Annotated in this window: 11 protein-coding genes; all 11 read right to left on the bottom strand. The window is 38.3% G+C overall.

What is annotated here, in order from left to right:
• Window positions 1–69: 69 nt before the first annotated feature.
• The 11 genes from AC0C45_RS00805 to citZ all read right to left on the bottom strand — a co-directional run bounded on the left by AC0C45_RS00805 (window position 70) and on the right by citZ (window position 13163).
• On the bottom strand, window positions 70–1101 hold the full coding sequence (locus AC0C45_RS00805) for a glyceraldehyde-3-phosphate dehydrogenase (RefSeq protein WP_016765702.1): 1032 nt from the start codon (window positions 1099–1101) through the stop codon (window positions 70–72).
• 218 nt (window positions 1102–1319) lie between these two features.
• Window positions 1320–1916 carry a dephospho-CoA kinase gene (coaE, locus tag AC0C45_RS00800; RefSeq protein ID WP_074893726.1) on the bottom strand — a complete coding sequence of 199 codons (597 nt, stop codon included), beginning with the start codon at window positions 1914–1916 and terminating at the stop codon, window positions 1320–1322.
• 23 nt (window positions 1917–1939) lie between these two features.
• Window positions 1940–2569 (bottom strand): sporulation membrane protein YtaF, encoded by a 630-nt coding sequence (gene ytaF, locus AC0C45_RS00795; RefSeq protein WP_016765704.1) that lies wholly within the window; start codon window positions 2567–2569, stop codon window positions 1940–1942.
• A gap of 60 nt (window positions 2570–2629) precedes the next feature.
• The gene (mutM, locus tag AC0C45_RS00790) at window positions 2630–3463 is read right to left on the bottom strand and encodes a DNA-formamidopyrimidine glycosylase (protein ID WP_013085189.1); all 834 of its coding nucleotides are present in this window, start codon (window positions 3461–3463) and stop codon (window positions 2630–2632) included.
• Between the two features lie 20 nt (window positions 3464–3483).
• Window positions 3484–6111, bottom strand: a complete 2628-nt coding sequence (gene polA / locus AC0C45_RS00785) for a DNA polymerase I (RefSeq protein WP_034648666.1) — start codon at window positions 6109–6111, stop codon at window positions 3484–3486.
• Between the two features lie 328 nt (window positions 6112–6439).
• A complete protein-coding gene (pnpS, locus tag AC0C45_RS00780) occupies window positions 6440–8212 on the bottom strand; it encodes a two-component system histidine kinase PnpS (RefSeq protein ID WP_472927873.1) in 1773 nt (590 codons plus the stop codon).
• The gene (locus AC0C45_RS00775) at window positions 8205–8921 is read right to left on the bottom strand and encodes a response regulator transcription factor (RefSeq protein ID WP_013085192.1); all 717 of its coding nucleotides are present in this window, start codon (window positions 8919–8921) and stop codon (window positions 8205–8207) included. The genes pnpS and AC0C45_RS00775 overlap by 8 nt, the downstream gene beginning before the upstream one ends.
• Before the next feature lie 178 nt (window positions 8922–9099).
• Window positions 9100–9576 carry a MaoC family dehydratase gene (locus tag AC0C45_RS00770; RefSeq protein WP_016765707.1) on the bottom strand — a complete coding sequence of 159 codons (477 nt, stop codon included), beginning with the start codon at window positions 9574–9576 and terminating at the stop codon, window positions 9100–9102.
• Between the two features lie 133 nt (window positions 9577–9709).
• Window positions 9710–10648, bottom strand: coding sequence for a malate dehydrogenase (gene mdh, locus AC0C45_RS00765; RefSeq protein WP_016765708.1), 939 nt, complete (start codon window positions 10646–10648; stop codon window positions 9710–9712).
• A gap of 28 nt (window positions 10649–10676) precedes the next feature.
• The gene (gene icd / locus AC0C45_RS00760; RefSeq protein WP_255255780.1) at window positions 10677–11969 is read right to left on the bottom strand and encodes an NADP-dependent isocitrate dehydrogenase; all 1293 of its coding nucleotides are present in this window, start codon (window positions 11967–11969) and stop codon (window positions 10677–10679) included.
• 75 nt (window positions 11970–12044) lie between these two features.
• Window positions 12045–13163: a citrate synthase gene (gene citZ / locus AC0C45_RS00755; RefSeq protein WP_013059445.1), complete on the bottom strand. Its 1119-nt coding sequence runs from the start codon at window positions 13161–13163 to the stop codon at window positions 12045–12047.
• Window positions 13164–13322 lie beyond the last annotated feature (159 nt).

The following is a 13322-nucleotide window of genomic DNA, read 5'->3' as shown; positions in this document are numbered from 1 at the left end:
CTTTTGAATAAAAACAAAAAAAAACAGGGCGACAGCTCCCTGTTTTTTTAAAAGCAATCAATAGCTTTCTTAGCTTACTCTTATTTTTGATCCATTACGCATTTCTGCAGCAATATATCTTACCAAATCGACTACGCGCTGCGAGTAGCCCCACTCGTTATCGTACCAAGCTAACACTTTAATTTTATGATCTTCCATTACGATCGTGGATAGTCCATCTACAATAGCTGAATGAGGATTTGTATTAAAGTCAATTGATACGAGTGGTTCCATTGTTAAATTTAAAATATTCTTTAATGGTCCTTCAGCAGCTTTAATAAACGCTAAATTAACATCTTCCATCGTCACAGGTTTCCTTACATCCACAACTAAATCGACAAGCGATACGTTCGGCGTTGGCACACGAAGCGCCATCCCATGAAGTTTTCCTTTTAAATGAGGAAGAACTAATGAAAGTGCCTTGGCTGCTCCAGTGGTTGTAGGAATAATTGATTGAGCACACGCACGAGCTCTTCGCAAATCTTTATGCGGATTATCGATATTCTTTTGATCATTTGTATATGCATGAACGGTCGTCATTAAACCGTTTTCAATTGTGAACGCTTCGTCTAGTACCTTGACAACTGGAGCTAGACAATTTGTCGTACAAGAGGCATTGGAAATAATGTTATGCTGATTCACATCAAACTCTCGTTCATTTACGCCCATCACAATGGTGATATCTTCTTGTTTACCCGGTGCCGTTAAGACAACTTTTTTCGCACCTGCTTCAATATGTAACTGCGCTTTTTCTCTTGAATTAAATTTTCCCGTTGCTTCAACAACTAGATCAATCCCAAGCTCTTTCCAAGGCAAATTCAGCGGATCACGTGAATTTAATAGCTGAATTCTTTTACCGTTAACAATTAGCGCATCATCATCACATTTGACATCTCCATTAAATGCTCCGTGGATAGAGTCATATTTGATTAAATGTGCTAACGTTTCTGCTGGATAAGATGCATTTATTGCAATAATATCTAAATTCTCCTCTATAATCGCTGTGCGAAACACCATTCTTCCTATTCTCCCAAAACCATTAATGGCAATACGTGCTTTCATGGCTATACCCCTCTCTATATGTGTTATACTATTTAACTTTTTATATTGAATAGTATAACATAAATATTTAAAAAGTGAATAATATTAATTTTTTTTAATAAATTATTTTAATTAAGTTTTACTATATGTATATAGCGAGAACAGATATTTAACACATTCTTTTTTAGAAGCCCTTAAATATTCCCAATAAAAAAAGAGTGAATGCAATCATTCACTCTTTAATCTAGCCATAGGGCTAATATACTTAAAAGCTGTTGTTTTGTTTCTTCCACAGGACCGTTGTTATTGATCACCGCATCGGCTAAGGCTACTTTTTGAATCAAAGGCAGCTGTGCATGGATACGCGCATAAGCATCCTCCACCGAGAGGTTATTACGCGACTTTAACCTTTCTAGCTGCACAGACTCATCGACATATACAACCACTACTTTATCGACTAAATGTGTCAAATCGCTTTCAAACAGCAGCGGAATATCTAATACAACGGCTTCGTAACCTTCCTCTATATAGCTTTCCTTTTGAGAAAGCATTTCTTTTCTTACGGCAGGATGTACAATTGCATTCAACTTTTTACGTTCTTCCTCTTGATAAAACACAATTTCCCCTAAAGCCGCTCGATTGATCTCCGCGTTCTCGTGAAGAATAGAACGGCCGAACGTCTCGACAATTTGTTTGTATGCTTCTTTTCCTGGTTCTACGACTTCTTTTGCAATGTGATCAGCGTCGATTACTGGAATATTGATATCTCGTAGCATTCCGGTTACCGTACTTTTCCCGCTTGCAATTCCGCCTGTTAATCCAATTACAATTGACATCGGCCTCTCCTTTATCTCTTTATTTAAAATCTAAAAATACCTAAAATAATGAGCAGAACTCCTGGTACAAATGAGAACATTTTCATCCATGATAAACGTGAAAAAACCTTGCCAAATTGTATGCCCGCACTTAAAAAAAGAGAACTCATAAGAGCTACAGCAATTGCTAGAGCATACGGCGAATAACCTAATAAAGCCGCTCCAAACCCCGCTCCAAATGCATCAAGAGATAATGCAATTCCAAGTATAAATGCTTCAATACCATTGATGGAACCTGAATTATCTAAATCTGCTGCAATTGGCTTTTTTAATACGTTAATGACTAGGCCAATTGACTTAATTTCAATTTTTACTAATGTTTTTTCTTCTTTCACTCGAGGTGAATCTGCCGGACAAAAAAACTGGTATAAAATCCACATCCCAAGCAGAACAAGAATACCTCCGCCTACTTTATTTAGTACATCCACTGAAAATAGATGCGTAAGTACTTTTCCTAAAAACATAGAAAACATTAAAGAAAATGCTGAGCAACATGAAATGATAAAAATGGATTTCAGCGGGATTTTCACCTTTCGAAGTCCGTATGTCAGGCCAACGCTAAAGCTGTCAAGACTTACGGCAAAAGCAAGAATAAGTAAAGAAAATGTTATCATGATGAGAGGACTCCTTTCCTTTCTGTCTATACGTAGTATATGAAAGGAGCCCATCCATTGTTATTTTTTAGCCGGCTGACAATTTGGGCAGATATGTGTTCCTCTACCGCCTACAACAAATTTTTCAATTGGGGTACCGCACATTTTACAGGATTCGCCTTTTCTTCCGTACACATAAAGCTGCTGCTGAAACATGCCTATTTGTCCCTGTGTATTTACATATGTGCGAATTGTGCTGCCTCCTTGTTTCACAGCTTCTTGAAGAGTCGCTACAATTTCTTTGTACAATTTTTCATACTCTTCGTCTGTTAATTGGCTGGCCACTCGTTCAGGATGAATCCCTGCGCGAAACAGTGCTTCATCTACATAAATATTTCCAAGCCCAACCACGACATTTTGATCGAGTAAAACCGGCTTGATTTTTCGAGAGGTTTTTCCGATTCTCATTTTTAATTGACTAGGATTAAATGTTTCGTCAAACGGTTCAGGTCCAAGGCCAATAAGAGGAGGAAACAGATCTTCCTCTCCCTTTTTAAATAAGTGCATAGTGCCAAATTTCCTTACATCCCGGTATCGCAATTCCGTTCCATCCGTGAAGTGAAAAAAGACGTGTACATGCTTATCTGGTTCTTCTGCATTCTCATGGAGAGCATATTTACCTTCCATACGCAAATGAGAAACCATCGTATAATCATCGAGCACAATTTTCAAAAATTTACCTCTTCGTTCAACATCTCGAATGGTTTGTCCAACAAGCGCATCGCAAAACTGTTCAACTTGTTCAGGGCGTTTGATAATATTAGGCCATTTAACTGTTACACGCTCAATGGTCTTTCCACTGGCTAATTCAATTAACGTACGTCTGACGGTTTCAACTTCTGGTAATTCTGGCACGTTTGTCACATCCTTTTCCACTACTTTGCTTCGTACCAAGTCTTTCCGTAAGAATAATCTACTTTCAATGGAACTTCTAGCTCTAAAGCGTTCTCCATTACTTCTGGTACGATTTTCTCTAAAATTTTAATTTCTTCTTCTGGGGCTTCAAAAATCAGCTCATCGTGTACTTGAAGCAGCAGCTTAGCCTGAAGGTTTTCATCTTTTAGGCGCTTATCCATTTCAATCATTGCTTTTTTTATAATATCAGCTGCCGTCCCTTGGATAGGCGTATTCATAGCCGTACGCTCAGCGAAGCTGCGGAGGTTAAAGTTTCGGCTCGTGATTTCAGGCAAGTAACGTCGGCGGTGCAAGAGCGTTGTTACATATCCCTTTTCTTTTGCATCTCGTACAATCGTATCCATATACTCCTGTACACCAGGGAAGCTTTTTAAATAGCGTTCAATAAAAGTAGCCGCTGCTTTTCTTGTAATTCCTAAACTTTGCGATAAACCGTAATCACTGATGCCATAGACGATTCCAAAGTTAACTGCTTTAGCCTGACGGCGCATATTCGACGTTACTTCTTCTCTTTCGACGTGGAACACATCCATCGCTGTTTTCGTATGGATATCTAAGTCATGCTTAAACGCATCGATTAGCTTTTCATCATCTGCAATATGAGCCAGTACGCGCAGCTCAATTTGTGAATAATCCGCCGCAAATATTAACCAATCAGGCTGTGAAGGCACAAACGCACCTCTTATTTTTTTGCCTTCTTCAAGACGAATCGGGATGTTTTGCAAGTTAGGATCTACTGAGCTTAGCCTTCCCGTTTGAGTTAATGTTTGATTAAAGCGGGTATGAACTTTTCCATCGCTTTCATGAATAACCTTTTTTAATCCTTCAATATACGTAGACTGTAATTTTCCTAGCTGACGGTATTGTAAAATCTCTGGGATAATATCATGGGTACTAGCTAATTGCTCTAATACATCAGCTGATGTGGAATAGCCTGTTTTTGTTTTCTTTATGACTGGAAGCTGCATTTTTTCAAAAAGAACAACTCCTAGCTGCTTTGGCGAATTAATATTGAATTCTTGTCCAGCGTATTCGTAGATTTTCGCTTCAATTTTTTCAAGCTGTTCTCGAAGATCTTCGCCCATTTCATCCAAACGCGCGCGGTCAATTTTCACCCCTTGATATTCCATATCAGCAAGGACAATGGCAAGAGGCATTTCAAGCTTCTCAAACAGCTCAAACTGTTCATTTTCTACCAATTCTTTTTCTAGCACTTCTTTTAAATAAGCTACGGCGGCTGCTTTTCTTATAACATGCTCAGCTAGCTGATCAGCTTCTGCAATACTTCGCTTAGCTCCTTTTCCATACACAGCTTCATCTGATTGCACTTGATGGTATCCTTTTAATTTTGCAATTGTCGCTAGGTCATCATTTGCCTCAGCAGGATTCAAGATGTAAGAAGCAATCATTACATCATGTTCAATTCCTTTAATTTCATGCCCCGCCCATTTTAACGATACAATCGTACGTTTCCCATTAAACACCGTCTTTTTTACACGTCCATCTTCTAACCATGCTTTAAATTTAGAAGATGAAAGAGCTGTATCTTTATCAATAAAATAGTGGCCATTTTTGTTGCTGATTCCAAAACCGAGCAGCTGATTGTGATGGTAGTTTTCTTCATACCCTTCTACGATCAGAGCTGCTTCGCTTGTTAACATATCATCGTGAACTTCCTGCGCTACTTCAAACGTTAGTTCTTCAAAATCTGCTTCCTCTTCTGCTGATTCACCAAATTTAGCAAGCAAAGAATTAAACCCAAGCTCTTTAAATAATGAGATGACCTTTGAAGATTCAAACCCGTCATACTTTGCATCTTCTACAGATACTTCAAGAGGTGCTTCGCAATAAATAGTTGCAAGCTTTTTACTCATGATAGCTGATTCACGATTATCTTCTAGCTTTTCTTTTAATTTTTTACCGCTGACTTGATCGATAGATTTTAATACATTTTCAACCGTTTCGAACTCTTTTAATAACTTTAAGGCTGTTTTTTCGCCGACTCCGGGCACGCCTGGGATATTATCTGAGCTGTCCCCCATAAGGCCTTTCATATCAATAATTTGTGCAGCCGTAATACCATACTTCTCATCAATGGCTGCAGGCGTATAGGAATCGACATCCGTAATTCCTTTTCTCGTAATATCTACGGTTACATGTTCTGACACAAGCTGAAGTAAATCTTTATCACCAGAAATGACTTTTACGGCCATTCCTTTTTGTTCAGCTTGTTTTGAAAGCGTACCAATAATATCATCTGCTTCATAATCAGGCAGTTCATAGCGCTTAATCCCATATGCATCTAATAACTCACGAATAAAGGGAAACTGCTCTGAAAGTTCAGGAGGCGTCTTTTGTCTTCCTCCTTTGTATTCTGTAAATGTTTTGTGGCGAAACGTTGTTTTCCCTGCATCAAATGCCACAAGTAAATGTGTCGGCTTCTCTTCCTCTAAGATACGTGTCAGCATTGTAGTAAAGCCATATATGGCATTTGTATGTATTCCTTTATCATTGTTTAAAAGCGGCAAAGCAAAAAATGCACGGTAGGCAATACTATTCCCGTCAATTAATACTAGTTTTTGTGTCATTCATGTTCCTCCATTTCGCTCTCTTCTTATCTTACCTTTATTTTAGCAAACAATAAGCTTTAAGGACAAAAAGTAATCTTGAGTTCAACGTTTTATTTTCATGTGGTGATAAGATCTGTACATCATAAAATAAAAACACCGCCTAGTTATTTTAGGCGGTGTAACATGTGAATGGATAGAAATTGTCAAAAAGAATCGGCGAAAATAGCACGGTTAAAGCTATTTTCGCCTTACACATTGGCTCCTTGGATGAAGGGGTTTCCATGAAAAATTGTATCAATTAATTATTAAGCTACATTAAATAAATTGTAAAAGGAACGTAAACATTTTACATCTGCGGCAAATACTTGTGCAGCTTCACCGAAAAAGTTGTCCCTTTATTGACTTCACTTTTCACTTCAATTTCCCCTTTATGAGCTTCAACAAGATGTTTAACAATTGCTAATCCAAGACCTGTTCCTCCGGAATTACGGCTTCTTGCCTTATCTACTCGGTAAAAGCGCTCAAAAATACGTGAAATTTCATCAGAATCAATACCGATACCTGTATCTTGAACATGAACCGTAATCGTTTCTTCTTCCTCTTCAAGCGAAACGTGAACAGTTCCTCCAGGCATTGTATACATGAGCGCATTGCCGATTAAGTTAACAAACACTTGCATAAGGCGCTGACTGTCACCATCAATCCACGCTTCTTCTGGAAGCGTATCTAACGTTAGCGTGATTTCTTTTTCAGTTGCTCGGTTTGATAGCACGGTCGTCACTTCGTAAAGAAGCGTATTCAAATCTACTGAATGAATGCTTAGTTTAAAGCCTTGCTGTTCAACTTTAGACAAATCTAAAAGATCTTGAATCAAGCTCTCCATGCGCTGACTTTCCGTTAAAATGATCGATAGAAACTGCTGGCGCAGCTGTGGATCTTCCATGGCACCGTCTAACAATGTCTCACTAAACCCTTTTATAGACGTAATAGGAGTTTTTAGTTCATGAGACACATTCGCTACAAAGTCACGGCGAACTTGTTCTAGTTTTTTTAGCTCGGTAATATCATGAAAAACAAGCACAATCCCTTTCCATTCATCGTTTAAGCCAATAATCGGCGCTCCGTAAACATCAAAATATCTTCGTTCAATATTTAAAGACAGGACCACTTGTTTTCGAACCTTTACTTCCGTCATAAATATTTTTTCCACAAGCTTAATGATTTCTCTATGCTCAAATACCTCGTAATACAAATGATAAAGGAAGTCATCCGGATGTATATGAAACTGCTCTTTATAAGCTCGATTCACTAAGTTTATATAGCCTCGACTATCAATAAGAAGCATGCCGCTTCCCATATTTTCAATTAGCGTGCGCAGCCTGTCCTGCTGCATTTCTTGATTAGTGATAGACTCTTGCAGATTACGAGCAAGTGCGTTAATAGACTGACTCAGCATCCCTGTTTCATCTACATAATCTTCATATGTACGAGCTTTATAATTCCCTTTTGCAAGTTCCATAGCCACTTTGGTTGCCGATTCAATAGGACGGGTATAGCGTCCCATAATCTTTACACCTAAAAGTAAAATCACAATCAAAGCTAGACCTAAGCTTCCAATAAGAAGGCCCCAAATTTGCTGATTTACCTGTTTTAATGAATCAAACGATGTACTCAGCACAACAAATCCCTCTTGCTTACCTTCTATAATCAGCGGGATACCATAGTAATATAAGTCATAATCTTCTTTAATTTGATCAAAGCTTTTTTTACTGTTTAACTGCTTTTTTAATACTTGTTGGATTACGATACTTTTTTCGATTCTTTGCTGCTTGCTGCCTGGATTTGAGTCAACTAATATTTTTCCGTCTTTTTGAACGATAGTCGTTCGTACACTTAACGAATGGCTGATTTGATCAACTTTAGATTTTAAAGCAGGACTTGTGATACCTTCTTCGCTAATGTACATTTCTACAAGCTTTGCCTCTTTTTCCATTCGCTCTTGAAACGTCTGAAAATAAAAGTTTTTAAACAACTGTCCCAGCAGCAGGCCAAGACCTACTAATACAATAATAATAAGTACTAATAGAGCCAAAAGTAGCCTTGAACGAAATTTATTCATCTACCTTTGGTTCCTCCAGCTTATATCCTAATCCTCTAATCGTTTTTATATAAACAGGTTTTCGCGTATTGTGCTCAATTTTCTCACGCAAATGGCTGATGTGAACATCTACAATTCGCGTATCTCCGGCAAAATCATAATTCCACACTGCACTTAGCAGCTGATCACGAGTTAATACCCGTCCTTTGTATTTTGCCAAATATAATAATAACTCAAATTCTTTCGGAGTAAGCTCAAGCTGCTCTTGATTAAAGTAGGCCTCATAATGATCTGGAAGAATTTTTAAATCACCGATCATGATGCGCTCGCCATCTTCCTCTTGTTCATTTTCCTGAGCAATGATTTGTGTTCTGCGTAAAATGGCTTTTACACGCGCTACTACTTCTCGAGGGCTAAATGGTTTCGTCATGTAGTCATCTGCGCCAAGCTCTAGCCCTAATACTTTGTCGAACTCATCGTCTTTTGCAGTTAACATTAAAATAGGCGTCATCACTTTTTGCTGACGAAGCTTTTTACAAACTTCAATTCCATCCATCTTAGGAAGCATCAAGTCTAACACAATTAAATCCGGTTTTCCTTCTAGTGCCTTGTTGTATCCTTCTTCCCCGTCTTCAGCTGTTTCTACTGTAAAGCCAGCTTGCTGTAAATTATATTGTAATAATGTTGAAATTGATTGTTCATCATCTACGACTAATAATTTCTTACTCATATTAACGATATAAGCCTCCATCTAGTTAAATTAAACCGCAGCTTCATCCAAATGATATTATTTTCTATTTATCTTCTCTTATCATACAATGTTTTAGCCTCGTTCTCCAATACATTTCAACATTTTCAGAAAATATGACCAAACAGTTTCTTCTATATTTATAAATATTTAAGGTGTTTTAAAAATTTTCAAAGTCGTGTGTCTCTACTGATGGAAGTCTAAACGGCGGATAAACAAGAAACCGCGCCGTTACTACTTTCTCTTTTTGCTCATTGACCGCTTCCACCTCAATCGTAACAGTTCTAGAAGAAACATCTACCTCTGTCACTTCAAATAAAAATTCAATCGTGCTATAATGATGAATCTTTTTGGGGAAGGCTACCGTATGTTCTGCAACGTGGCTTCCAGGTCCAGGCAAATACTTTGAAATGGCTGCTGTCATAATACCGGTAATCATAATACTTGGCACAATAGGTTTTTTAAAAGGGGTCTGAGATGCGTAATCATGCTGAATGTATAAAGGGTTAGAATCATTTGTCAGCCCTAAGTACAATAAGATGTCTTTATCTTCAATTCGTTCCGTTAGCGTTAATTTTTCTCCAACTTTTATATCTTCAATACTTCGGCCTATTTTTTGTTTTTTACCTAATACCATCATCATTCCACCTTTTGTATAAAGTAATAGCTTTTCTTTATATACAAGAAAAATTCGAGGTTTCCCTCGAATTTTCCTTGTGACTATTGTTTGAATATTGATAAAAACCTATACTCAAACCTATTTTATTGTATTAAGCTAATACACCCATGACAGTTTTAACTGATTTTGCTGATTGATCTAAAGAAGCTTTTTCAGACTCAGTCAGTTCTAATTCAATTACCTGCTCAATTCCTGCAGCTCCTAATACGGTTGGAACACCTAAGTAGATCCCGTTATAACCATATTCACCCTCTAGGTAAGCAATCGCTGGTAAAATACGACGCTGATCTTTTAAGATCGCTTCTGTCATTTCCACTAAGGAAGCAGCAGGCGCGTAGTATGCACTTCCGTTACCTAATAAGTTAACGATCTCGCCGCCGCCTTTGCGTGTTCTTTCAACAATTGCTTCAAGACGCGCTTTTGGAATAAGCGTTTCAAGAGGAATACCGCCAGCATATGAGTAGCGTACAAGAGGCACCATATCGTCGCCATGTCCACCAAGTACAAAACCTGTGATATCTTTTACTGAAATGTTTAACTCCTGCGCTACGAACGTACGGAAACGTGCAGAATCTAATACGCCTGATTGACCGATTACGCGGTTTTTAGGAAAACCAGATTCTTTAAATACTGTATACGTCATAGCATCTACCGGGTTTGTTAACACTATAATGTGACAGTTTGGCGAGTATTTAACAACTTCTTGAGTAACAGACTTCATGATTTTTTGGTTCGTTGTTACTAAATCATCGCGACTCATACCTGGCTTGCGCGCGATACCAGCTGTAATAATGACAATGTCAGAATCAGCTGTGTCTTCGTAGTTGGCTGTTCCTGTAATGTTAGCGTCAAATCCTTGTACAGGACTTGCTTCTAACATATCCAGCGCTTTACCTTTAGCTGGATTTTCTAATTGCGGAATATCAACTAATACAACATCAGCTAACTCTTTTTGACCAATTAAAAAAGCAGTTGTAGCTCCCGTAAAGCCTGCTCCGATAACAGATACTTTTTTACGCATATTTGCCATTATAATTCCTCCCCTAAATGAATAGCTATTAAACTGTTACTTGTTTTCCTAGATTGCTAATTAATTCATCAGCGAACTCTGAACACTTCACTTCTGTTGCACCATCCATTAAACGTGCGAAATCATATGTTACTACTTTTGAAGCAATTGTTTTTTCCATTGATTTCATAATTAAATCCGCTGCTTCGTTCCAGCCAAGGTGTTCAAGCATTAACACACCTGATAATAATACAGAAGATGGGTTTACTTTATCTAAACCAGCATATTTAGGTGCTGTACCGTGAGTTGCTTCAAAGATAGCATGTCCAGTTTCATAGTTGATGTTTGCTCCTGGAGCAATTCCGATACCACCAACTTGTGCTGCTAATGCATCTGAAATGTAATCTCCATTTAAATTCATTGTTGCTACTACATCGAATTCACGTGGACGAGTTAAAATTTGTTGTAAGAAGATATCTGCAATTGAATCTTTCACAATAATTTTCCCTGCTGCTTCCGCTTCTGCTTGAGCTTTGTTTGCAGCCTGTGCACCTTCTTTTTCAACGATACGGTCATATTGAGCCCAAGTAAATACTTTATCGCCGAATTCTTTTTCAGCTAGCTCATAGCCCCAATTTTTAAATGCGCCTTCTGTATATTTCATAATGTTACCTTTGTGTACAAGCGTAACAGACTTGCGGCCTTGTTCAATTGCATAGTTGATTGCTGCACGCACAAGACGCTCTGTTCCTTCAGAAGAAATAGGCTTAATACCTAATCCAGAAGTTTCAGGGAAACGGATTTTATTTACGCCTAATTCCGTTTGTAGGAATGAAACAAGCTTTTGTACTTCTTCAGAACCCTTCGCATATTCAATACCAGCATAAATATCTTCGGTATTTTCACGGAAGATAACCATATCTGTATCTTCAGGGCGCTTAATTGGAGAAGGTACGCCGTCAAAGTAGCGAACAGGACGTAAGCATGTGAATAAGTCTAATTCTTGACGCAATGCCACGTTTAGAGAACGAATTCCACCGCCTACTGGTGTTGTTAATGGTCCTTTGATTGCAATTATGTATTCGCGAATTGCATCTAACGTTTCTTCCGGTAACCATTCTCCAGTTTGATTAAATGCTTTTTCACCTGCTAATACTTCTTTCCAAACGATTTCTTTTTCACCATTGTATGCTTTTGCAACCGCTGCTTCTAATACGCGAGAAGCTGCTGCCCAGATATCCGGGCCAATTCCGTCACCTTCGATAAATGGAATAATTGGGTTATTTGGTACGTTTAACACGCCGTTTGCTACAGAAATTTGTTCACCTTTTGTCATGAGAATGACCTCCCTAAAAAATTTGTCTACTTTCACTTATGGAAAAGTGCTCAACGAACGTGAGCACCTTCGTCACATTGTTTAGCTGCGCTCTTCAAGCGGAATGTACGTTTGTTTTCCAGGACCGATATAATCAGCTCTTGGACGAATCAAACGATTGTTTGAATACTGCTCTAAAATGTGAGCAATCCATCCTGATACGCGGCTTACGGCAAAGATCGGAGTAAATAGATCGTGATCAATCCCTAAGCTGTGGTATACAGAAGCTGAATAGAAATCAACGTTTGGCGGAAGTTTTTTCTCGCCTGTTACGATCTCTTCAATTTTCACTGACATATCGTATAGCGTTGTATCTCCTGCTTGTTTGGTAAGTTTTTCAGACATTTCTTTCAAGTGCTTGGCACGAGGATCACCCTGCTGATACACACGATGTCCAAATCCCATAATCTTTTCTTTTTTCGCGAGCTTTTCGCGAATATAAGGTTCCGCGTTTTCAACTGTTTGAATGTCAGACAACATTTTCATAACAGCTTCATTCGCTCCCCCGTGAAGAGGACCCTTTAACGCTCCAATAGCGGCTGTAATTCCTGAATAAATATCGGATAACGTTGCCACACAGACACGAGCTGTAAAAGTTGAAGCATTTAGCTCATGATCAGCATGTAAGACAAGTGCTTTATCAAATGCCTCTACTTGGATATCAGTTGGCTCTTCGCCGGTTAACATATATAAAAAGTTAGCGGCAATGCTATAGTTTTCGTTTGGTTCAATTGGCTCTAATCCGTTACGGACTCTTGAAAAAGCCGTTACCACCGTTGGTAATTGTGCTTGCAAACGAACAGCTTTGCGATAATTTGCTTCTTCATCCATTAAATCAGCTTCAGGATCGTACAACCCCAATAATGATACGACTGTTCTTAAAGCTGCCATTGGATGAACATCTTTAATTGGATAAGTTTTGAAATGCTCTAAGACTTCTTGGGGTAATTTAGCGTTTTCTGCTAGTAATCTAGAAAACACAGATAATTCTTCTTTGTTAGGTAATTTTCCGTGCCATAGTAAATACACCACTTCTTCAAATGTTGCATAATTCGCTAAATCATCAATATTGTAGCCTTGATATGTTAAAGTGTCATCAATAATTGAACTTACTGCTGACGTTGTAGCGACTACCCCTTCTAGACCTCGAGTTGCTGTCATAAATCTCCACTCCTTTACAGAAAAAATTCCCCATACCTTTCTGTGTAAAACGTGAAAAACAAAATTGAGCCTCTGCTCAACTAGACATTAAATGATATACGAAGCGCCTCTTTTGAATATATATCTTGGAAGAACATTCCTTCACCCCACGTAAAGAAA

Source organism: Priestia sp. VA7, from assembly GCF_055710015.1.
The sequence above is the reverse complement of the archived record's forward strand: the minus strand, read 5'-3'. Positions and strand labels throughout refer to the sequence as shown.